Origin of the sequence: Lacibacter sp. (assembly GCF_035299325.1) — a bacterium.
Lineage (GTDB): Bacteria > Bacteroidota > Bacteroidia > Chitinophagales > Chitinophagaceae > Lacibacter.
This window is the reverse complement of sequence record NZ_DATGWT010000027.1, coordinates 61,420-83,599: the sequence shown is the minus strand read 5'-3', so window position 1 is coordinate 83,599 and position 22,180 is coordinate 61,420. Positions and strand designations below refer to the sequence as shown.

The window sequence follows — 22,180 nt, the reverse complement described above, 5'->3', positions numbered from 1 at the left end:
GTTAAACATAAAGTCTTTCCATTCATCAAATGCAATCAACAATCTGTTGGTTGCATTTGTAGTTTTAGTAGTTTCCACTTCTTAAACCAAAACGCATGAGAAAATCATTCTTCTTTTTACTTACCTGTTTCCTATCTCTAACAATTGCTGCGCAACAAAAAGATACCATCAGCAAAGAAGATCTGAAGATCGCTGCGAAAGTGATTGGTCTTGATTTTACAGAACCTGAACGTGACAGTATGATGCGTGATGTGCGGGACAATTATACTGAGTATGTAAGAATGCGAAGCCTTCCGCTCAACAACAATGTGCCCATGAGTCTTTGGCAAAGTCCGGTGCTGCCGGGTATGCAGTTTGAAACAAAACAATTACCTGTAATATGGAATGTTCCTGTCAATGTAAACATGCCCATTAACAAAGCTGATCTTGCTTTCTATAATATTCTGCAGTTAGCTTCGCTCATCAAAAACAAAAAGATCACATCGGTTGAGCTTACAAAATTTTTTATCGAACGCATGCGCAAGTATGGCGACACCTTACAATGTGTTATTTCTGTAACAGAAGAAATTGCTATGCAGCAAGCGAAAGCTGCTGATGCGGAAATAGCAAAAGGAAAATATCGTGGACCATTGCATGGTATTCCATACGGACTAAAAGATCTGTTTGCAGTAAAAGGAACTAAAACAACATGGGGCGCTACACCATACAAAGACCAAACAATTGACGAAGACAGCTATGTGTACAGCAGGCTGAAAGATGCAGGTGCAGTATTAATTGCCAAGTTCACACTCGGCGCTTTAGCCATGGGCGATTGGTGGTTTGGTGGCCGTACAAAAAATCCTTGGAACCTCAACTTCGGTTCATCAGGTTCATCTGCAGGTTCAGCGTCTGCAACAGTTGCGGGTCTTGTACCTTTTGCTATTGGAACAGAAACCTTAGGTTCTATTATTTCACCTTCTACTGTTTGCGGTGCAACTGGCTTGCGACCAACATTCGGCAGCATCAGCAGAAGTGGAGCAATGACACTTTCATGGAGTCTTGATAAAGTTGGGCCTATCTGTCGTAGTGCAGAAGATGCTGCTGTTGTGTTCAATTATATTCATGGAACAGATGGGAAAGATCCCGGTGCGGTGAACATGCCGTTCAATTATGGAGTGAAGAAAGATATCAAAAAACTCCGCATCGGTTATGCAAAGAATTTTTTCGATCGTATTCGTGATACAAGTGCCAACGAATGGAAAGTGTTGAAAGCATTTGAACAAATGGGCATCAAACTTATTCCCGTTAATTTCCCCGACAGTGCTGCTTATCCATTCGACATTGTAGGCATCACCATTGGTGCAGAGAGTGCTGCAGCATTCGATGAATTAACAAGAACAGATATGGATGATCTGTTGACACGTCAAAATAAAAATGATTGGCCCAACTCTTTCCGTTCATCGAGATTAATTCCTGCAGTGGAATATATCAATGCAAATCGACACCGCTATTTGTTGATGCAACACATGAAAACATTTTTTGAAACAGTTGATGTAGTTATCACCCCAACTTATGGCGGGCGTCAATTAGCTATCACCAATCTTACAGGTCATCCCGCATTGGTAATGCCGACAGGTTTTAATCAAAGAAAGCTTCCAACAAGCATTACGTTGGTTGGCAAGTTGTATGATGAAGCAACATTGTTACAGGTGGGCAAAGCATTTCAATTAGCAACCGGTTGGGATGATGTGCATCCTGAAATGTTTAAGCAGTAAGAACAACTATAAGTAATAATTATTTGTTTGATGCAAGCAGCTGCTCTTCTTTCTTTAACTGCTTGTCATATACAAACGTTCCAAGCGGTAACCATGCTGCAACAAACGCATAGAGAAACTTTTTGAAGGGCCAGTTGTACACTTCCTTCACATAATAAGCGAGTGCTACATACACAACAAACAATAAACCATGTGCCCAGCCAACATACTTAACGGCCAAGGGAAGATCGAATATGTATTTCAAGGGCATAGCAATTAACAACAGCACCAGAAAAGAAATACCTTCTGCAATTCCTGTTTTGCGTAAAAGTTGGATCGGTTTCAGATTCATGTTACAAAGAAATAACAGATCAGTGATTACAATCTGTGGTATGACAATGATTTGCTTTTCTGCAAAAACGATGATTGAGAATATGTGCAGTAATAACCAATGCAACCGCCGGTATCACAAATACAAATGAAGAGTAAGGAAACTTTATAAACTGGTTGAGCGTAAACAGTAACATACCAATAGAGAAAGGAACGAGCGTTCCCCAATGGTGATGGTGTTTTTTATACCCATGCCACAAGGTTGAGAAACCGATCACAAAGGCGGTTCCCAATAAAAGTATTTCCACAAACACATTGTGGATGATGTTGATTCCGAAAAGAGGAAGGCTGGTGATAAATAAGGGCACAACAGCACAGTGGATGGCACAGGCTACAGATGCGGCGATTCCCAAGGCTTCCCAATTAATACGCATATTCATAAAGGACAGCAAAAATACATATTTGCAATTATGTTGCAAATTTTATTTTGAATTGAAATTCGCCTCGGTTCGCTCCGTACCTTTGCGGTTCATTTTAATGATATGTCCAAAAAGTTGTGGTTCTACCTTGGTTTCTTCGTGCTGTTAACGGGTGTTTTCTTTCTCGCTATTTTCTGGGGTACAGACCTGTGGCGTAAAAAATTGCCCACGATGAACGAGGTAAAAGACTTTGCGTTTGTAAACCAGTTGGGTGACACCATCACGAACAATAATGTGGCGGGCAAAGTACAGGTAGTGGAATTTTTCTTTACAACCTGCACCGGTATTTGCCCAAAGATGAACACCAACATGGCCGTGATCGCCAAAGATTTTGCTGATGAAGAAGATTTTATCATTCTCAGTCATACGGTTGATCCGGATAAAGATTCAGTTGCCCGTTTGAAGCAATATGCCGATTCAATGAAGATCGATCCAAAGAAATGGATGCTCTTAACGGGTACCAAAGAAAAATTATACGAAGCAGCCCGCAAAAGTTATTTACTCGATGATCAGAAGAACGGTCTTGATCCTATTGCTGATCAGTTTATTCATACCCAGCTTTTTGCCTTGGTTGATAAAAGCGGTAAACTGCGTGGTATTTATGACGGACTAAAAAAACAGGAGTTAACCAAGTTGAACGAAGACATCAGCCTGGTGTTGAAAGAAGGTTACGATGGCCCACGTTTTGTGAACGGAATTTTTCAGAATAACCCGAATTAAGTAATTTTCATACATGAGCGAAGCGATCAAAGAGTTGCTGAAAAAAAATCACATGAGTGTAACCGATAGCCGGTTGCAGATACTCGACATGTTTTATCATGCGCCCGGTGCATTGGCGCATGCTGATATTGAAAAGAAAGCCAGCGATAAAATTGACCGTGTTACCATTTACCGCACCTTACAAACCTTTGAAGAAAAAGGCATCATTCATACAATTCCAACAGCCGACAACTCGGTGAAATATGCATTGTGTAAAGATCAATGTGCCGAAGGTCATCATCACGATAACCATGTGCATTTTGTATGTGATCAATGTGGTAAAACCATTTGCCTGGATGATGTATTAGTGCCTGAAGTAAAATTGCCAACGGGTTTTCAACCACAGCAAAGTAATATGGTGGTGAATGGTTTTTGTAGTGATTGCAGAAGCTAGGGCTAAGAGATAAAGAAAGAAAAGAGTTAAAAAGAGAAGTGTACCAATGCTTCTCTTTTTTATTAATACTAATTGTCATATATCGTGCACTATCATCTACGCTTTTCCTCCTTCCACTCGTTCATCCTCTTGGCTAAAAATAAAAATGCCCTCCCGTAGAAACGGCAGGACATGATTAATGTTCTGATTTAGCAGTGCAAATATCGGTATTAATTAGTTAAGATTATCCATTTCTGTTTTTGTAAAATCCATAAGGGTTTTAATATGGCTCGGTGAAAAGTCGAACTTCAACCCTGCTGCTTCATACAATTGGGGCAATGTTTTCGTTCCGCCCAAGCTTAATGCATTGATGTAATTCTGCAAAGCTTCCTGCTGGTTCTGTTTGAACTGCATCCACAAACCAATGGCGCCTAACTGGGCAATTCCATATTCAATATAATAGAACGGCACTTCAAACAAATGCAACTGACGTTGCCATTCGTATGGACGGAATTGTTCCAAACCTGTGTAATCAATCAAGCCCGTACTGTATTCATTTGCCAGCGCCATCCACTTTGCACCACGCTCCTCAGCAGTATGTGCAGGATTTTCATAGAGCCAATGCTGAAATGCATCGATCCTTGCGATCCATGGTAAAATGGTGAGCACTCGTTCCAGTTGTTTGAATTTTGCACGGCGCAATTCTTCCTTATCCTTGAAGAAAATATCCCAATGCTCCATGCTGAAGAGTTCCATCGCCATACTCGCCACTTCAGCAATCTCAGCGCCATATTCTTTAAAGCCTGTAAGTTCAAGATTATGTGTAAGGAATGAATGAACAGCATGGCCACCTTCATGCACCATTGTAGTCACATCATCCAACGTACCGGCAGCATTCATAAAAATAAACGGTGCACCTGTTTCAGCTAACGGCATATTGTAACCGCCGGGTGCTTTTCCTTTGCGGCTGTCAAGATCAAAGCGTTTCAATTCATTCATCTTGCGCAAACAATCAGCAAAGAAAGGATTGAGTTGTTCGAAACATTCAATTGTTTTTTCTGTCAACTCTGTTCCATTAGTAAACGGTTGTAACGGAACGATGCCTTCCGGCTCTGCATCCATATCCCAGGGACGTAACTGATCAACACCAATCGCTTTGCGTTGTTCTTCGTAAATAATTTTCACCAGCGGTATCACATGTTGCTTCACTGCTTCATGGAAATTGAAACAATCTTGTGGCGTGTAATCAAAACGACCAAGTTCTTTAAACTTATAATCACGGTAATTTCTAAAATCCGCATTCAATGCTAATTGATGACGTTTTTCTACAAGTTTATCAAACAATGCATTCAATGCATCACGATCCTGGTAACGGCGGTTCTGTATTTTCATGTACACTTCTTCACGCAATTTCCGATCAGGATTTTCTAAAAATTTTCCTGCTTGTTGCAAAGTGTATTCTTTGCCATTTACTTCCACCGTCATCTTACCTGCAATCTGTCCGAACTGTTGTTGCATTACATTCAGTTCGCTCATGATCGGGATATTCGCTTCACGAAAAAGATCAATGCTTTTTTTGATCGAACGTAAGTAGGTAAAGTATTTATCGGCATCCAGTTCTTTGGTGTATTCGCATTCAACCAGTTTGCGGTTAAGCTTATCTGCATAGGGTTGCATCTTTGGTGCAATCTCAATGTAGAAATAGTTGAAGGCTTCTTCCAGTTGTTTATTCTCTGTGTCGCAGGTCATACGTACCTGGCGCCAGCAGGCATCTTCACTGATCACAGCTTCCAGTTCACTGCTGTTCTGCAACCATTGCTCAAGCTCTGCCTTACTGTTAATGGGTTGCTCAAGCAGCTGTTTAAAATAAGGCTCAAGAGTTTCCCAAGTTGTAATGGTGAAATCTTTCGGTAAGAATTCCCGCTCAATAGGTTTAATATCTGCTGTCAACGTCATAATCAAAACTGTTTAAAAAATGATGCCGGTAAACCGGTAAGCAGATAAGAAGTTTAACTTCCCGCTCCCCGTCTTACCGGCACCAAATGTGATGAGTATAAATTAATCTTCTTTCTTCTTTTTAGCAGCAGCCTTCTTTTTGGGTGCTTCTTCAGTAGCAACTTCTTCTGCTTTTGGTTCAGCTTTTTTCTTCGCTGCTTTCTTTGCAGGCTTCGCTTCATCTTCAACCACTGCTTCTTCAACCGGTGCTTCTTCCTCAGCCACCTCGGTTAATTTAATTTCAATTCCTTTTGCACTGATGATGCCATACCACTTCACCATTTTCTTCATATCACTGGTATACACACGCTCAAAATCCAGATCGGGGTATACTTTTTCGAAATAAGCTTTAATGGCTTTTGCATCTTTTTCATCGGGCAACTTGCCACCTGCACTTTCCATGGCTTTAAAAATATCAGTAAGATTTACATTGTCACGAACAGTGTAAACTTCAATACTTTCCAGGTGTGAGAACTGGTGTTGACGAGTAGATGCAAACTTTGTTGAGTTATCATCGAGCGAACGCACAATAGCACCATCGCTTTTGCTGCTAACGAGTTCAAACAAGCCGGGCATTCCGGTAACTGCAATTAATTTTCCGTATTCCATAATTTTCAATTCAAGGGTTGCAAGTTAAAGGATTTCGGTTAACCTCATTTCAATTTAACGCCAAACTAAGGAGCTATATCAGATTATCAGCGGCATTGGGAAATGAGGAATCAAAGCCAGTGAAAGCCAGTAAATATGCCTTTTGCGGTCATATCCGCCAGCTTTAACATGTATTTTGTAGTACTGTTTATGAAAAATGAGCGTTATACCTGCACAGTTAATTGCCTGAAGGCAGAAACTGTTTATATTCGTTAATAATTCTAAAAGCCAATTCCTATATCTTGAGCTTGCTACACACACAGGACGTAAATCTTGATCGAATTTCCAGTAAACAGGTTGTTTCTTTTATACATGATAACCAGTTGTACCAGCTGAATGATTTTGCGGCATTGGAATCGTTCTGTCCCAAATCAAATTGTACCAAGGCATTTTATACACACCATAAAACATTTCATATCCGTGAGCGGATCGAAAAAGTATGGGAAGCCTATAAAAACATTCACCCAAAACAAGCCTGGTGTGGCAACATGCTTCAGTTTGGTATGCAATACTGCCGCAAGAATAATTCCATTTCTTATATTGATGATGAATATACCGGTGCAAAAGCCGGGCAAATTGTTCTTATTCGTGTAAAAGCATTGGGCGGTTTGGCAAAAGTGGCGGTAGGTCATGAAATTACAGCCGTTCATGAAAAAGAGATGTGTCTTGAAACAAGCTATCTCGTGAAAGGAAAATCGTTGGGCAGCCAGCGTATTCAGTTAAAGACCTGTAAGGATGGTTTCACTGAAATTTCACATCACACAATTTATAAAAGCGGATCCTGGCTGAGAGATAGAATCATTTATCCGTTCTTCCACACCAAAGCCATCCGTGAATTCCACAATAATATACGCAGGTCATTAGGGCTTGCCTGATGCTGTTTCCCAGCCAACCAGTTTGAATACAAGATTCTTTTATCTTTAATCAAACACGCTTTTTTTATGAACTGGGAAAACACAATTGCCATCATTACCGGTGCCGGAACAGGCATTGGTAAAGCCACAAAAGAGCTCTTACGCAGCAAAGGCTGCACGGTTTACAATCTCGATTTTGCTGATCACGACCAAAGCGATCAACAATATTTTATTCCCTGTGATGTACGCAACCGGCAGCAGGTGAATGAAGCAATTGACAAAGTAATTTCTGTAGAAAAGAAAATTGATTTCCTCTTTGCCAACGCAGGTATTCATCTTTTTGCAACGCTTGAGCAAACCAGTGATGAAGAATTGCAACGTGTAGTTTATACCAATTTGTTTGGTGTGTATTATACATTGCAAAAAGTAATTCCTGTTATGAAGGCACAACAAAAAGGAAGTGTGGTGCTGATGGGATCTGATCAATCGTTTATTGGTAAAGCTGCAAGTTCTGTTTATGGCATGACGAAAGGAGCAATAGCCCAACTCGCCAAAAGCACAGCAATTGATTACGCACCGTTTAACATACGTGTAAATTGCATTTGCCCCGGCACAATTGATACGCCGTTGTTGCATAAAGCGGTCGATCGTTTTTCGCAACTGAGCAATACGGCTAAAGAAGAAATCTATAAAAGCTTAGACACAATTCAACCAATGGGGCGCATCGGGAAGCCGGAGGAAATTGCAAAAACTGTTGCCTTTCTGTTGAGTGATGAAAGCAGCTTTACCACAGGGAGTCTGATTGCTGTTGATGGTGGTTATGTTTGCCAGTAATTGAATGTTTCCGTTAACATTACAGCTATTCATTTATTTTTGAAGCTTTATGGAACAGGAATATCATAAGATCATCATCATTACCGCTCCTTCAGGCGCAGGAAAAACCTCCATCACCAGGCAACTGATGAAGCATTTCCCGCAACTTGCTTTTTCTATTTCAGCAGCTACACGTAAACCAAGAGCGCATGAAAAAGATGGTGTTGATTATCATTTCATGAGCACAGAAGCTTTTCAGCAAAAAATTCATGAAAATGCTTTTATGGAATGGGAAATGGTGTATGAAGGAAATTATTATGGCACCCTCAAAAGTGAAATGGAACGCATCTGGAGTAATGGCCAAATTCCGGTACTCGATATTGATGTAAAAGGTGCTATTCATGTGCAGGACCTGTATCCCAAACAAATACTCACCATTTTCATTGAGCCTCCATCCATTGAAGAATTGAAGCGGAGGTTAGAAAGCCGTGGTACAGAAACAGCTGATTCGCTCCAGGCCCGTGTTAGTAAAGCCTCTTACGAAATATCATTCAAGCATTCGTTTCAACACGTGATCGTGAACGACAATCTTGAAAAAGCTATTGCAGAAGCAACTGCCATTGTAGGGGCATTCATCAAGGCTGAGTAATCGGCCTTTGTAATTCCTGCAAAAACACTATTTTTAATTACTATGAATTGGGTGTTATTGATATGGATAGGGGTAAGTATGTTGTTTGTTGGCTTTTTTGCCGGATTGCAAACAGCATTTGGTTCGCTCAATCGTTTCTCCGTAGAGCTTAAGAAAAAACAAGGTGTTGCAAGCGGCCGCATCCTTAGTTTCTTTATCGAAAATCAAAGCCGTTTTATTGGTGCTTTACTCGTTGCAGTAACATTATCATTGGTGGTGTTTGTATTGTTGGTGAACCGTTTCTTTGACCCGTTATGGAAACAGATGCCAACGCCTATCCGCAATTCCGCTTTTTTGCGCATTACCATTGAGTTGTTTACATCTGGCTTGCTTGCATTGTTGATACAGGTTATATTCAAAGCCATCTTCCGCAAAAAAAGCAACTCTGTTCTTTCATTTTTTGCACGAACAGTGAGTTTACTTTACAGCATATTTTCACCTGTTGCTTCTTTATTTGTTGGTTTGGCAGAATGGATTTTGAAATATTTATTTGATGTGCGCATCAGTGATAAAAAAGAAGCATTCACAAAAGTTGATCTTGAACATTTTATTCAGCAAGGCAAAGATGATAACGAGGAATCGCAAGACATCAATACTGAGTTATTCGAAAACGCATTATCGCTACCCGGCGTAAAAGTGCGTGAATGTTTAATTCCACGAAAAGAGATTGTTGGTGTTGAATCGTCAGCAAGTGTTGAAGAAGTGAAACAAAAGTTTGTGGAAACAAAACTCAGCAAACTCATTGTTTACGAAGGCAACATCGATAATATTCTTGGTTACGTTCACCAGCTCGATCTGTTTCGTAAACCCGATGACATTAAATCAATTTTATTACCGATTCCTGCAGTACCTGAAAGTATGGGACTTACAGATCTTATCAGTCAATTCACCCGTGAACGTAAAAGTATAGCATGGGTGGTTGATGAGTTTGGCGGCACCAGCGGTATTGTAACCATGGAAGATCTGCTGGAAGAAATTTTCGGCGAAATTCAGGACGAATACGACACCGAAGAGTTTGTTGAAAAACAACTTTCCGATAATGAATTCATTTTCAGCGGCCGTTTGGAAACAGATTATCTCTCCGAAAAATACAACCTCGAGTTTAAGGAAGAAAGCGACGCCGAAACCTTATCGGGCTACATTGTTGAACACCATGAAACCATACCTGTTGCAAAAGAACGTATCATTATCGACGACTACGAGTTTGATATCCTCTCCGTAAGCGAAACAAGAATTGAGACAGTTAAGATGAAAGTCCTTCGCTGATTTCAGTTGTAATAACCAGTTACAGGAAGCTTTGTCCGCTTATACAAACCCCGCCCATCTACGAAAACTTTATTTTACCTTTTCTTATCAGTTAACAACAAAACAAGAATTATGAACAAGCGTTTCGCATTAGCCTTATCAGCTGTTTGTTTGTTACTGGGTACTGAAATTTCAGCCCAAGCAAAACCCGGAGCAGCCGCTCCCGCTGACTCAACCAAAAAGGCGCCCCCAAAACCTGCCGGTATTACCGACAAAGTAAAAGCCAGTAAAAAACATTCCGGTCTGTTTACCCTTTACCAGGATACCGTAACAGGCAGTGTACAGATGTACATCCGGAAAGATCAGTTGAACAAAGACTTTATTTACCAGAGTTTCTCTCTCAGCGGCCCTACAAGTTTGTTTCTTCACCAGGGTATGCACCGTGCAACATTGGTGTTTAAAATGAAAAAGGCCTACGACAAGATTGAGTTCTCTACAGTAAACACCAACTTCTACTACGATTCAAAGAATGCCGTAAGCAAAGCTGCGAATGTAGATGTGGCCGATGCGGTTTTTTATGCCGATAAAGTAGGTGCAGAAGATTCAACCGGTTATCTCGTAAGTGTTGACCAACTGTTTCTGAGTGATAAACTCGATCCAGTGAAGCCAATTTTCCCTCCAACCATTCCTCCGGGTGCTGTTTTTAACCTTGGTGGTTACAACCCAACAAAAAGTAAGTACAGTAATATCCGTTCATATCCCAACAACAGCGATGTAGTTGTTGATTTGGCTTACGATAACCCGATGCCTTTCAACCAGGGTGGAAAAGATATTACTGATGCACGTTTTGTGCGCATTAAACTCCAGCACACGTTTATTGAAATGCCGGTGAACGATTATAAACCACGTTTCGATGATCCTCGTGTTGGATTCTTTACTCAGGAAGTAGATGATCTTACATCAAACGAGATCGTTAACTATCGTGATATGATCAACCGCTGGCATTTGAAGAAAAAAGATCCTTCAGCTGCATTAAGTGAACCCGTTGAGCCGATCACATTCTGGGTAGAAAACACCACACCTGTTGAATACCGTGAAATTGTAAAAGCAGCAGGCGAACGCTGGAACGAAGCGTTTGAAAAAGCCGGTTTTAAAAATGCAGTGGTGATGAAGATCATGCCTGATGATGCTACATGGGATCCTTCAGATATCCGTTACAATGTGATCCGTTGGGTATCTTCTCCCTATCCTCCTTATGGAGCAATCGGGCCCAGTTTCGTAAACCCAAAAACAGGTCAGATACTTGGCAGCGATATTACCATTGAGTGGGCAAGCGGTGCTGAAACTCCTTTCCTCGATGTAACAGAAGAGAACAATGCAGCTGCTGCAACGCTTAACCTGCAACAGCAAATGATGGAGAACATGCCATCGCACATGCGCAAGCATTGGGCTACCTGCACCATTGGCAGTGAGTTGGCAAAACAATACATGGCAGGCTCAACACTTATTACAACTGCTGATGCTCCTCCCGGAGAAGTGAGAAAAGCACATGAACAGTTTTTGTATTATCTCATTCTGCATGAAATGGGTCATACCCTTGGTTTGAACCATAACATGAAAGCCAGCCAGATGCTGAGCCCGGCAGAAGTACATAACACTGCTATCACACAAAAATTAGGATTGCAGGGTTCAGTAATGGATTATCCTTCTATCAATATCAATAGCGACAGAAGCAAGCAAGGAGATTATTACACCATGAAACCCGGACCATACGATCTGTGGGCAATTGAATTTGGTTACCGTGAGTTCCCTGCCGGCCAGGAACAAACTGAGCTGAATAAGATTCTCCGTCGCAGTCATGAACCACATCTTACGTTTGGTAATGATGCTGATGATATGCGTAGCCCCGGAAACGGTATTGATCCACGTGTTATGATCAATGATATGAGTAATGATATGGTTGCTTATGGCGAAGACCGTATCAAATTTGTGAACAGTGCCATGAGCAAACTGGTAAGCAAATATGCGAAAGGCGATAAGAGCTACCAGGAAGTACTGATCCGTTACAATGTTTTGAACGGACAGCGTTTCTCAATGGCCAATGCCATCAGCCGTTATATTGGTGGTGTGCAGGTTGACAGAAGTTTCCCCGGACAGAACAATGGCAGCAAACCATTTGTGATTACGCCGGTTGCGTATCAGAAAAAAGCAATGAACTTCCTGGCAACTTATGTATTTGCGCCAAATGCGTTTGAAGCAGATCAGCAATTGTTGCCTTACCTGCAGGTTCAGCGTCGTGGTTATAATTTCTTTGGGGCACCGGAAGATCCGAAACACACTTCACTTGTGCAGAATTTCCAAACGAATATTCTTGCACAACTGTTGCACCCAACTACGTTGCGTCGTATCAACAACAGTGCATTGTATGGTAATACTTACAGCGTGGCTGATGTAATGAACGATATTATGAATGCCATCTTTAAAGCAGATGCAGCGGGTGCAGTAAATGTGTACCGCCAAAACCTGCAGACAGAATTTGTTAAGGGTGCGGCAGCAATTGTGGCAGCACCAGCCGGTTTCGATAACCCTTCGAAAAGTGCTGCTTACAACACTTTACGCAAGGTAAGAACCATGCTTGCTACGGCGGTTTCGCCGAACGAGCAAACACGTGCTCACCGCAGCATGCTCACATTTTTGATTGATAAAGCATTGGCTGTAAAATAAACAGACCTGGTCTGTTGATTGAAAGCGGTCCTTCGGGGCCGCTTTTTTTATGAGCGTATCAGGGTTGCCAACCTGGATTTATTCCCGCAGGTGCAGAGGAATTGTTGAAAGGTTGGCAACCCTTTTTTTGCTCATCCATTTCGGGTTACATTTGCAACTGAAATCATTAACCGTGGCGGAAACTAAATCAGAACGCAGATCAATTATACAACGCATCCGTGGTGCAAGAGGCGAAGAAAAAGCTGAAATGAGTTTTATTGATCACCTCGAAGAACTGCGTTGGCACGTGGTGCGTGCCGTTATTGCCATTATTATTGCTTCCCTTATTGTATTGTTCAATATCGATTATGTGGTGAATAATATTTTTATGGGACCGGCACATAAAGATTTTATCACCTACCGTTGGTTGTGTGATCTTGGCAAATGGATGCATGTAGATGCTCTTTGCCTTTCTGATTTCAGTATCAAATTCCAGAGTAATGCCATGACGGAACAGTTCCTTACCACGTTCACAGTTGGTTTTACTTCAGGTTTCATTTTAGCCTTCCCTTATATCTTTTGGGAGATCTGGAAATTCGTTCGTCCCGCTTTGAATGATAAAGAACGCAGCGGCACAACCGGTGCTATCTTCTGGATATCGTCTCTGTTTTTCCTGGGTGTGGCATTTGGTTATTTTGTTCTCACACCGTTCATGGTAAATTTTTATTCAAACTATTCGCTCAGTCCGTTAATTGAGTTTCGCCCTACCATCAGTGATTATTTTGAGAACCTGATCTACTTAACTGTTGGTGTGGGATTGCTGTTTCAATTACCTGTGGTGGTAATGCTGCTTACAAAAGTGGGCATGCTTACGCCTATTACTCTTCGCAAGATCCGCAAGTATGCATTCGTGGTGATCATTATTATGGCGGCCATCATCACTCCATCAACAGACCCATTCAGTCTTGCTTTGGTGACGATTCCTTTATATGGCTTGTATGAATTCAGTATTATGCTGAGTATGCGTATTTACAGACGCCAGATCAAGCAGGAAGATATTGAGGAGTGGAGTTAGTTCTTAATGGATAATTTTAAAATGAATAATTGATATTGCCTACAACTTAAACAGAGGTGCTACCTTTGTAAAAGATCATCAATTCTAAACTATTCGATATGCAAATTTTTGATATGAGTAAGCCCGTTGCAATTGGTTGCGATCATGCAGGGTTCGATTACAAAGAAGACCTGATCTCTTATCTTGAAGGGAAAGGAATTGCATTTAAAGATTTCGGCACTTATTCAAAAGACAGTGTTGATTATCCTGACTTTGCTCATCCTGTTGCTTCAGCTGTTGAGAATGGCGAAGCTGCTTTTGGTATTTTGTTATGCGGCAGTGCCAATGGTGTTGCCATTACAGCAAATAAGCATCAGGGTATTCGTGCCGGGCTTTGCTGGGGCGAAGAAATTGCTCAGTTGGTTCGTGCGCACAATAACGCAAATATCATTTGTATTCCTGCCCGTTTTGTTCGTGAAGGTGATGCTGAAAAAATGGTGGACACCTTTATGACGACTGAATTTGAAGGCGGTCGTCATGGGTTGAGAGTTGGCAAAATTGCATGTGCCTGACAATTGCTTACTTACGCAACCGCTCATATATCTATCCCGCCAATGGCGGGATTTTCTTTTATATTCGGCCTTCTAAAAAAAATAATGCATGAGGACATTCTTATTGGCAGCACTCAGTTTGCTCGCCTTCTCCGTATCGGCCCAAAAGAAAAACAAAACGGCTGAACAGTTTTCGAAAACCATTACAGAAAATGATCTCAAAACCCATCTCTACATCCTTGCCGGACCGGAAATGGAAGGAAGAGAAACCGGCACTGCAGGACAACGTAAAGCAGCCGAGTATTTGAAACAACAGTTTCAGCGTATTGGTATTGCACCCGCAAACAATGGTAACTACGAACAGTTTTATCCTTTGTACAAAGACACGTTGAAAGATGCCACTGTAGCAGTGAGCGGAAAGAAGTTTGAATTTGGAAAAGACTTTTCAGCAGCACTCAACAGCGTTATCACTTCACAACAGTTTTTCAGTGAAGTGGTTTACATGAGTAAAGTTGATACAACAACTGATATTCGTGGTAAAGCAGTAGTGATCGTTGCAAAGAACGGCACACAGCTTCCTGCGTTTAACGATATCAATAAATTGTACAGCCGTCAACCTGCAGCTGTCTTGTTTGTAGTGAACAATATTGACAAACAACCTTCACCACGTGGCGGTCGTTTAACATTCAGTTTATACCGCAGCCGTCAAACTCCATTGGTTGTTCGTGTTTCTGAAGCTGTAGGCGAAACGTTATTAAAAGAAGATTTCGCAACGGCAAAAGCACAAACACTTGAAACAAAAACTTTGGCAACTGAGTTGATGCTTGATTTCCGTAAAGAAACAGAGATCACACAGGCATCAAATGTGTTGGGTATGATCGAAGGAACAGATAAGAAAGATGAGTGGATCATTATTTCTGCGCACTACGATCACGTAGGTATTATCAATGGTAAACTTCACCCCGGTGCTGATGATGATGGTAGTGGTACTGTTGGTGTATTGGAAGTTGCTGAAGCGTTTGCAAAAGCAAAAGCAGCAGGCAAAGGACCACGCCGAAGCATTTTATTTTTAGCTGTAAGCGGTGAAGAAAAAGGTTTGTGGGGAAGTGCTTACTATGCTGATCATCCTGTGTTTCCATTAGAGAAAACAAGCATCGATATCAATATTGACATGATCGGCCGTAAAGATGATAATATCAAATCACTCGATACAAATAATCATGTGTACTTGATTGGTGATGATAAACTCAGCAGTGAGTTGCCACGTTTTGTTGACAGCATCAACAACATGTACATCAAAATTATTACCGACAGAAAATACAACGATCCAAAAGATCCGAATCGTTTATACTACCGCAGCGACCATTACAACTTTGCAGCAAAAGGAGTTCCCATTGTATTTTTCTTTGATGGTATTCATAAAGATTATCACAAACCAAGTGATACGCCTGATAAGATCAATTATGATTTGCATGAAAAACGTACACGCCTGGTGTTCTTCCTTGCATGGGATGCAGCCAACAGGAATAATATGTTTGTGAGAGATATTCCTTTGAATGTTCCCCCGAGATAATTTATTGAATTGAGATAAAAACAAAACCCCGGCATTTCTGTCGGGGTTTTTTTGTACGCCGCTCTAAGATTAACATAGTTCAGCACTTATACTTTTTAACCACACACTTACAAAATAAGTTATCTCACATTTTGAAATCGGTTGAATCCCATTTACATTAGCACAATATCTTTTAACTTCTACATTCCATACAAAGCATCCCCAATTTGTGCGTTACCACAGCCGACCTTGTGTTTCCAACCTATTTTTCATTAGTAATTAAATCATTTTATGAAACAAAAGTTTGCTTTTCTTTTTATTTTTTCTGTTTTATTAGTCCCTGGTTCTTACTCACAGATTACAAAAGGGTTTTGGATGTTTGGAGGAAACGGAAGTTTTGAGCACAGTAAAACAACCTATCCGCAAGGGCAAATAAAGGTTACAAATATTCGGGTGAGCCCTAATGCCGGGTATTTTTTAGTTGACAAATTTGCTGCAGGATTGCGGGTAGACGTTCTACATACCAAAGGTGGAAGTATTACGCCACCTTTTTCCAAATCCACAACGTTACAAGTGGGGCCATACTTAAGGTACTATTTCTTAAAAGCCGACAAGAGATTTAACCTTGTTTCGGAGGCGGGTGTTTCATATTTCACCAACAAGGCAAGCGACTCTCAGGTTAATTCATTTGAATTTAATTCTTTGGCAGGGGCAGTTGTTTTTTTGAATTCATCTGTTGGGCTTGAGATGCTTGCCAGTTACAAAGCAGGTAAAGCGGAATCGATACCCTATAACAATTTTGGTTTCTTAATTGGCTTGCAAATACATCTTGAACGAGATCGGGACAATTAATTGAATTGACATAAATATAAACCCCGGCATTTCTGTCGGGGTTTTTGGTTTTTTAAACCTATACATCATCAATAGTAGTCAGTTTAATTTCCTGTTTTCAGGAGAGGAATAATATCAGCAATTGCGCTGCAATGATCCGCAAGATCATTGTCAATGGATAAACTGTTGCATACGTAACAGATGCCACTTCGTTTTTTGCCAGTTGTGCAGAGAATGCCAATGCAGGCGGATCGGTACTTGCACCTGAAAGCAATCCACACACTTCAAAAAATGTTTTACGAAATACGTAGTGAGCGATCATGCCAACGATCAACAGTGGAACAATCGTAATAGTAAGTCCCATCACGATCCATAACCACGCATTGTTACCGGATAATGCTGTTTGCAAATTCGCACCACTGCTTAAGCCTACGCTGGCAAGGAATAAACTGATACCTAATTCACGCAGCATTAAGTTAGCGCTGTAAGTTGTGTATTGATTCAAATAAAGCTTACCGCCATAACGGCTCAGTAACAAAGCAATAATGAGTGGACCACCTGCCAAACCGATCTTCACCGGTACAGGCATATTAAAGAAGAACATGGGAATACTCCCTAGCAATACACCAGCCACAATACCAATAAAGATCGGTGCCAGATCTGGCACATCTAAACGCTTTAATTGATTGCCGATTGTTTTGGTAACCATATCTACACCTTCTTTTGTACCAACCACTTTCAATTGATCACCGAGTTGCAGAACAATATCACCATGTGCCACCATCTCCACACCTGCACGGCTTAAACGTGTTAGTGTAAAATCGTGTTGATGCAGTGCAGCTATATCGCCTAATCGTTTATGCGTAACATCTGCCTGTGTTACCACAACAATACGAGAGATCAATTCACTTTGAGGAATCTCTTTCAGATTCATTTTGCTTTCTTCGCCAATGATCATCTTCAACACTTCCAGTTGATCTTTATGTGCAACAATCAGCAACACATCATTCTCACTTAAATGTGTTTGCGGCGTGGGCGTAACAACTGAACCATTGTGAAATAATCTTGAAACAACAATGGGCTCTTTCAGCAACTCAAAAATTGTACGAAGGGGTTTGCCGATCAGTTGTTTGTTCTGCATTACTAAATGAATGGAGACCGGCTTATTTGATTTGATTACATCAAGCTTACGGTGCAACTCCCGTTCTTTATCCAGGTTAACACGAAAGACAGCTTTCAAAATAAGAATGGCACCAATAATACCAAACACACCAAACGGATAAACCACCGCATATGCTAATGTGATAAACGAAGTATCATTTGCAGCAAGATGCAGATCTTTTGCAGCAGCCTGTGCTGCACCAAGTCCGGGTGTATTGGTAACTGCACCACTCATTACGCCGGTAAGTGTGGTAATGGGTTGCTGCAACAGGTAATAAAAGGCAACAACTACCGCTACGCCAAGAAAAACCACCATTGCTGCCAATCCGTTGGTAACAGCGGCGTTCTTTTTAAGTGACGAAAAGAAACCCGGCCCTACCTGCAAACCTATCGAGTAAACAAAAAGAATCAAGCCAAACTCTTTTAAAAAATGCTCCGTTTCTTTATTAATGTGAATGCCGAAATAGGATACCGCCAACCCCATAAATAAGATCCAGGTTACGCCCAGCGAAATACCGAAAATTTTTAAGCGTCCAAGCCAGATGCCGATAGCGATGACGATTCCATAGATGATCACGGTTTGAGGAATACTTTCTTCCGTGAGAAGTTTTATAAACCAATTCATAATGCAGTAAAAGTAGTAGCGGGTTATAAGTTGTTCAACCAATCACAATCAGCCGCAAAGCTTTTTATAAGCAGTGAAATTTAAAAACAAGGTAAAAAAAGAAGGCGACACTTTTTGAATGTGCCGCCTTTATCAAAATAAATGATTGTAATTACAAACCAAGAATCCATGCAAAGATCAAAGGCGCTACAATGGTAGCGTCACTCTCTACAATAAACTTTGGTGTGTTAATGTCGAGCTTACCCCAGGTAATTTTTTCGTTGGGTACAGCACCGCTGTATGAACCGAACGATGTGGTTGAATCGCTGATCTGGCAGAAATAACTCCAGAAAGGAACATCATGCCATTCAAGATCCTGGTACATCATCGGCACAACACAAATCGGGAAATCACCTGCAATACCTCCACCGATCTGGAAAAAGCCAACGCCTTTGCCACCGCTGTTCTGGCGGTACCAATCGGCCAGCCATACCATGTACTCAATACCATTCTTTACCGTGCTTGCTTTCAGTTCGTTCTTAATGACGTAGCTGGCGAAGATATTACCGGTTGTACTGTCTTCCCAACCTGGCACCACGATCGGAATATTTTTTTCAGCAGCCGCTACGATCCAGCTGTTCTTTGGATCGATCTCATAATACTGTTTCAGATCACCACTTAAAACGGTTTTGTATAAAAACTCATGTGGGAAATAGCGTTCGCCTTTTGCTTCTGCTTCCACCCATTGGCGGTGCAAATGTTTTTGCAAACGACGGAAGGCTTCTTCTTCAGGAATACAGGTATCGGTTACACGGTTGTAGTGGTTCTCTAACAGATCCCACTCATCCTGTGGTGTAAGATCACGATAATTTGGTACACGCTTGTAATGACTGTGTGCAACAAGGTTCATCACATCTTCTTCCAGATTGGCACCTGTGCAACTGATGATCTGCACTTTATCCTGGCGGATCATTTCGGCGAGGCTTAAACCAAGCTCAGCAGTACTCATGGCGCCTGCCAATGTGATCATCATCTTGCCACCTTCGTTCAGGTGTGTTTCATAACCTTTGGCAGCATCTATTAATGCAGCAGCGTTGAAATGACGGTAATGATGTTGAATGAATTGTGAAACGGGTCCTTTGTTCATTTTTTAAATTTTAAAAGTGACCGCCTTCAGATCCCGATCGTTTGCATCGGGAGACTTTGCGAAAGAGCTGCAAAAGTAAAGATTATCGGGGTTTGGCTTTATTAATTCATAAATAAAAAAGCCCCCCGATTCAGATCGGGGAGCCATTCCAAAACAACACCTGTAGTGTTTTTATTTTCTCTTTTTTGTTTTACTGATGCGTGTATAATCACCAGATGCAGAAACTTTATAAATAGAGAAGCATTTTGCTTCATCAGTTTTTACTAGGTAAAACAATTCACCCTGCTTGCTTATTTCAGCGATGTTCAATATTTGTTTGTCTTTGGTAAGCTGTGTCACAGCTTCCGATGCGAGGAATGTCATTTGCTTTTGTTGAATCAAACGATGAACAGCTTCCACTTCACCATCTGCGGTATACCAGGCCAGCATGCGATCATTATTCAATTTAAAAGAAGCGAGAAAGTACCCTTGTTTTTCAGTCCATGAAACATCTACTGCTTCTGTAAATTGTTTTTCGAAAGCAGCCATTACTTTTTCATTTTCTACAGGAGAGGGTGAAGGCGAGGCCCAGGCTGATGCAGCGATGACAACTGCAAACAGCATTACAAATACTTTTTTCATAATTAACATTTTTAAGGTTTAATGATTAATGACTCTTTTACAGAAATCATTGATGAGCCAAATGTAGTTTGCTGTATATAGTAGTGCAAGCTAATCTTGACAAAAGGCTGTTAACACATCCTTCATAGTGATGAACGGGTGCAACAAGTGTAACATGGACATTGCCAAATAGTAAAACCCTTTACAGCAAAGGGTTTCAACTACTCTTAAAGAAATGATAAATGCCGAGTGCCATGCTGAGTGGCAAAACCGGTAAGGATGAATGGAAACGGGTTTACTGTTTTTTACATAGCTCCAGCCAATCGTTGATGCCTTTTACAATGGCATCGGCCATTTGTTTACGGTAAGCCGGATCAAGTACATTGGCTTCATCTTCGGGATGGCTGATAAACAATGTTTCTACAAGAACATTGGGAAACTCGGTAAAGCCATTAAGGATAAAATTAAAATTGCCAATATTACCGTACTCGGCCAAACCCATCTCCAACATACGCTGCAGAATTGTTTTTGTTAGCAGTCGGTAACCGATATGCTTGTAGTATGTGCTTGCTCCTTTTACACGCACAGGATCGGCACTGCTGTTTAGATGAATACTGATGAGCAAATGAGGATTCGCCTGTTGAAACACAGTATAGCGATCGTGGTTATCATAGGTGGTATCTCTTGTTCTTGTGGTAACCACTTTTGCTCCTTCAGCTTCCAGTGCAGCCTGAAGTTCCTTAGCAATGGCCAGAGTCATATCTTTTTCCATTACACCTGTTAAACCAAAAGCCCCTTTATTATTACCGCCATGCCCTGCATCAACTGCAATAACAAGATTGTTGAGCGAAAGTATTTGTGGCTGACGCTTGATGCGAATGACGAGGTTGTTGCCATTGTAATAAATACGATGACCCCAGTGTCGTTTGTTTTTAAGATCAATACTGATGCGGAAAATATCCTGGTCGAGTTGATTATAGTAAACATCGCCGATCTCTTTGGTACTGCCCATTTGTGTGATCCAGTTGCTATTGGATGTTGCACCAAATACATCCACCACGATCTTTGATGGGTTTACCTCCTGAAATGTTTGATAGGCCAACCGCTCAGTTAATGGAAGAGATACATAATCAAAACTGCTATCGCCCCAAACCCGCATATTGCCGGTGAGCGATGATGGTGTATAATTATGTTCAAGCACTTTCACATGTTCATCTTCAATATAAGCCTGGCGATTTTTGCTCAACTGCACACAATATTTATTCCCGACTTTGCTCACAGCTTTTAACCGAACAAGTGAATCAACATAGCCCATCTTTGTTCCTCCCAATCTGTCTTCACCAAGTCCTAAAAGAATGTACGGTATCTTTCCTTTTGTTTCAAGTAACAAACCATTGGCAGGCATCATTGCAAAATTACTTTTGCTTGTAGCTTCAATAGGATCATCAGTTCCTTTAGCCCATACCATCAGTTTTAGTTTAGATGGCTTATCAGCAAACAGATCGTCTTTATCTTTCACCACATATTCCATTTGATAAATGCCTTTTACTCCGTTTGAATCCTTCACATAAATTTCTTTGAATGATGTGCCATTTTCAAGTTGTACCACAGCACCAGGCAGAGCTTTGACTGTCATCTTTAATTTATCGCCCGGCTTTACCAATAACAGATCGGCCTGTGGTTCTATTCGCCAATAGGCGACGGTATTTGTTGTAAGAGTTTTTTCCTTTTCAGGCAATTGATAATTGAAAAAGAGACGCTTCGATTCCTTTGCTCCTTTGTCATTTGAAGCTTCCAGTAAAAAACTTGTATCGCCGAGTTTCAGATTCAGTTCAACAGCAAACGTACCCGTAGGCCATACTTTTGTTTCAATTCCGTTTACTGTAATTGTACAACCCTTGCAGGTAAGCCCTGCCACAAATTGTTTTGACGATACAACAGCATTCTGTGTTTTTGATGGAGTACTGATGCGCAGAAAAACCTGCTGTGCTGCTACCGTATGAAAAAACAAAACAGAAGTAATGAAAAAAAGAAACTTCATAATGTGAGTTGAAATGAAA

At 41.1% G+C, this 22,180-nt stretch carries 20 protein-coding genes; 12 read left to right on the top strand and 8 right to left on the bottom strand.

What is annotated here, in order from left to right; genetic code table 11:
* The first annotated feature begins 95 nt into the window (after positions 1-95).
* Entirely contained in the window at positions 96-1,754 is a 1,659-nt protein-coding gene (locus VK159_RS16350) for an amidase family protein (RefSeq protein ID WP_324231235.1), read from the top strand.
* 19 nt (positions 1,755-1,773) lie between these two features.
* Here the strand turns inward: VK159_RS16350 and VK159_RS16345 are convergent, their stop codons facing one another.
* Positions 1,774-2,085 carry a DUF3817 domain-containing protein gene (locus VK159_RS16345; protein WP_324231234.1) on the bottom strand — a complete coding sequence of 104 codons (312 nt, stop codon included), beginning with the start codon at positions 2,083-2,085 and terminating at the stop codon, positions 1,774-1,776.
* Between the two features lie 19 nt (positions 2,086-2,104).
* On the bottom strand, positions 2,105-2,503 hold the full coding sequence (locus tag VK159_RS16340) for a MerC domain-containing protein (protein ID WP_324231233.1): 399 nt from the start codon (positions 2,501-2,503) through the stop codon (positions 2,105-2,107).
* 102 nt (positions 2,504-2,605) lie between these two features.
* Here VK159_RS16340 and VK159_RS16335 point away from each other — a divergent pair, with 102 nt between their 5' ends.
* Entirely contained in the window at positions 2,606-3,262 is a 657-nt protein-coding gene (locus VK159_RS16335; protein WP_324231232.1) for an SCO family protein, read from the top strand.
* A 13-nt stretch (positions 3,263-3,275) separates the two neighbouring features.
* On the top strand, positions 3,276-3,695 hold the full coding sequence (locus VK159_RS16330) for a Fur family transcriptional regulator (RefSeq protein ID WP_324231231.1): 420 nt from the start codon (positions 3,276-3,278) through the stop codon (positions 3,693-3,695).
* Positions 3,696-3,908: 213 nt separating this feature from the next.
* Here VK159_RS16330 and VK159_RS16325 read toward each other — a convergent pair whose 3' ends face one another.
* Positions 3,909-5,630, bottom strand: a complete 1,722-nt coding sequence (locus VK159_RS16325) for a M3 family oligoendopeptidase (protein ID WP_324231230.1) — start codon at positions 5,628-5,630, stop codon at positions 3,909-3,911.
* A 102-nt stretch (positions 5,631-5,732) separates the two neighbouring features.
* On the bottom strand, positions 5,733-6,278 hold the full coding sequence (locus VK159_RS16320) for a DUF5606 domain-containing protein (RefSeq protein WP_324231229.1): 546 nt from the start codon (positions 6,276-6,278) through the stop codon (positions 5,733-5,735).
* A 281-nt stretch (positions 6,279-6,559) separates the two neighbouring features.
* Between VK159_RS16320 and VK159_RS16315 the strand changes: the two genes are divergently transcribed.
* From VK159_RS16315 to VK159_RS16275, 9 genes are all read left to right on the top strand, one after another.
* On the top strand, positions 6,560-7,192 hold the full coding sequence (locus VK159_RS16315) for a hypothetical protein (RefSeq protein WP_324231228.1): 633 nt from the start codon (positions 6,560-6,562) through the stop codon (positions 7,190-7,192).
* A gap of 66 nt (positions 7,193-7,258) precedes the next feature.
* Positions 7,259-8,005, top strand: a complete 747-nt coding sequence (locus VK159_RS16310; RefSeq protein ID WP_324231227.1) for an SDR family oxidoreductase — start codon at positions 7,259-7,261, stop codon at positions 8,003-8,005.
* Between the two features lie 49 nt (positions 8,006-8,054).
* Positions 8,055-8,633: a guanylate kinase gene (gene gmk, locus VK159_RS16305; protein WP_324231226.1), complete on the top strand. Its 579-nt coding sequence runs from the start codon at positions 8,055-8,057 to the stop codon at positions 8,631-8,633.
* Positions 8,634-8,675: 42 nt separating this feature from the next.
* The gene (locus VK159_RS16300) at positions 8,676-9,938 is read left to right on the top strand and encodes a hemolysin family protein (protein WP_324231225.1); all 1,263 of its coding nucleotides are present in this window, start codon (positions 8,676-8,678) and stop codon (positions 9,936-9,938) included.
* 111 nt (positions 9,939-10,049) lie between these two features.
* The gene (locus VK159_RS16295) at positions 10,050-12,641 is read left to right on the top strand and encodes a zinc-dependent metalloprotease (protein ID WP_324231224.1); all 2,592 of its coding nucleotides are present in this window, start codon (positions 10,050-10,052) and stop codon (positions 12,639-12,641) included.
* Positions 12,642-12,813: 172 nt separating this feature from the next.
* Positions 12,814-13,695, top strand: a complete 882-nt coding sequence (gene tatC / locus VK159_RS16290; RefSeq protein WP_255460266.1) for a twin-arginine translocase subunit TatC — start codon at positions 12,814-12,816, stop codon at positions 13,693-13,695.
* A gap of 98 nt (positions 13,696-13,793) precedes the next feature.
* Positions 13,794-14,246 (top strand): ribose 5-phosphate isomerase B, encoded by a 453-nt coding sequence (gene rpiB / locus VK159_RS16285; protein WP_324231223.1) that lies wholly within the window; start codon positions 13,794-13,796, stop codon positions 14,244-14,246.
* A gap of 88 nt (positions 14,247-14,334) precedes the next feature.
* Positions 14,335-15,798, top strand: coding sequence for a M28 family metallopeptidase (locus tag VK159_RS16280; RefSeq protein ID WP_324231222.1), 1,464 nt, complete (start codon positions 14,335-14,337; stop codon positions 15,796-15,798).
* A 270-nt stretch (positions 15,799-16,068) separates the two neighbouring features.
* A complete protein-coding gene (locus VK159_RS16275; protein ID WP_324231221.1) occupies positions 16,069-16,629 on the top strand; it encodes a hypothetical protein in 561 nt (186 codons plus the stop codon).
* Positions 16,630-16,726: 97 nt separating this feature from the next.
* On the opposite strand, the gene VK159_RS16270 is transcribed toward VK159_RS16275, so the two are convergent.
* The 4 genes from VK159_RS16270 to VK159_RS16255 all read right to left on the bottom strand — a co-directional run bounded on the left by VK159_RS16270 (position 16,727) and on the right by VK159_RS16255 (position 22,161).
* Positions 16,727-18,394 carry a putative transporter gene (locus tag VK159_RS16270; protein WP_324231220.1) on the bottom strand — a complete coding sequence of 556 codons (1,668 nt, stop codon included), beginning with the start codon at positions 18,392-18,394 and terminating at the stop codon, positions 16,727-16,729.
* A gap of 151 nt (positions 18,395-18,545) precedes the next feature.
* Positions 18,546-19,520, bottom strand: coding sequence for a deoxyhypusine synthase family protein (locus VK159_RS16265; protein ID WP_182803145.1), 975 nt, complete (start codon positions 19,518-19,520; stop codon positions 18,546-18,548).
* 171 nt (positions 19,521-19,691) lie between these two features.
* A complete protein-coding gene (locus VK159_RS16260; RefSeq protein WP_324231219.1) occupies positions 19,692-20,141 on the bottom strand; it encodes a hypothetical protein in 450 nt (149 codons plus the stop codon).
* 274 nt (positions 20,142-20,415) lie between these two features.
* Positions 20,416-22,161 carry an N-acetylmuramoyl-L-alanine amidase gene (locus VK159_RS16255; protein WP_324231218.1) on the bottom strand — a complete coding sequence of 582 codons (1,746 nt, stop codon included), beginning with the start codon at positions 22,159-22,161 and terminating at the stop codon, positions 20,416-20,418.
* Positions 22,162-22,180 lie beyond the last annotated feature (19 nt).

Bases quoted from the DNA above. Each gene is read 5' to 3' on its own strand.
- VK159_RS16350 (WP_324231235.1), top strand. From the start codon at position 96: ATGAGAAAATCATTCTTCTTTTTACTTACCTGTTTCCTATCTCTAACA.
- VK159_RS16345 (WP_324231234.1), bottom strand. From the start codon at position 2,085: ATGAATCTGAAACCGATCCAACTTTTACGCAAAACAGGAATTGCAGAA.
- VK159_RS16340 (WP_324231233.1), bottom strand. From the start codon at position 2,503: ATGAATATGCGTATTAATTGGGAAGCCTTGGGAATCGCCGCATCTGTA.
- VK159_RS16335 (WP_324231232.1), top strand. From the start codon at position 2,606: ATGTCCAAAAAGTTGTGGTTCTACCTTGGTTTCTTCGTGCTGTTAACG.
- VK159_RS16330 (WP_324231231.1), top strand. From the start codon at position 3,276: ATGAGCGAAGCGATCAAAGAGTTGCTGAAAAAAAATCACATGAGTGTA.
- VK159_RS16325 (WP_324231230.1), bottom strand. From the start codon at position 5,630: ATGACGTTGACAGCAGATATTAAACCTATTGAGCGGGAATTCTTACCG.
- VK159_RS16320 (WP_324231229.1), bottom strand. From the start codon at position 6,278: ATGGAATACGGAAAATTAATTGCAGTTACCGGAATGCCCGGCTTGTTT.
- VK159_RS16310 (WP_324231227.1), top strand. From the start codon at position 7,259: ATGAACTGGGAAAACACAATTGCCATCATTACCGGTGCCGGAACAGGC.
- gmk (WP_324231226.1), top strand. From the start codon at position 8,055: ATGGAACAGGAATATCATAAGATCATCATCATTACCGCTCCTTCAGGC.
- VK159_RS16300 (WP_324231225.1), top strand. From the start codon at position 8,676: ATGAATTGGGTGTTATTGATATGGATAGGGGTAAGTATGTTGTTTGTT.
- VK159_RS16295 (WP_324231224.1), top strand. From the start codon at position 10,050: ATGAACAAGCGTTTCGCATTAGCCTTATCAGCTGTTTGTTTGTTACTG.
- rpiB (WP_324231223.1), top strand. From the start codon at position 13,794: ATGCAAATTTTTGATATGAGTAAGCCCGTTGCAATTGGTTGCGATCAT.
- VK159_RS16280 (WP_324231222.1), top strand. From the start codon at position 14,335: ATGAGGACATTCTTATTGGCAGCACTCAGTTTGCTCGCCTTCTCCGTA.
- VK159_RS16275 (WP_324231221.1), top strand. From the start codon at position 16,069: ATGAAACAAAAGTTTGCTTTTCTTTTTATTTTTTCTGTTTTATTAGTC.
- VK159_RS16270 (WP_324231220.1), bottom strand. From the start codon at position 18,394: ATGAATTGGTTTATAAAACTTCTCACGGAAGAAAGTATTCCTCAAACC.
- VK159_RS16265 (WP_182803145.1), bottom strand. From the start codon at position 19,520: ATGAACAAAGGACCCGTTTCACAATTCATTCAACATCATTACCGTCAT.
- VK159_RS16260 (WP_324231219.1), bottom strand. From the start codon at position 20,141: ATGAAAAAAGTATTTGTAATGCTGTTTGCAGTTGTCATCGCTGCATCA.
- VK159_RS16255 (WP_324231218.1), bottom strand. From the start codon at position 22,161: ATGAAGTTTCTTTTTTTCATTACTTCTGTTTTGTTTTTTCATACGGTA.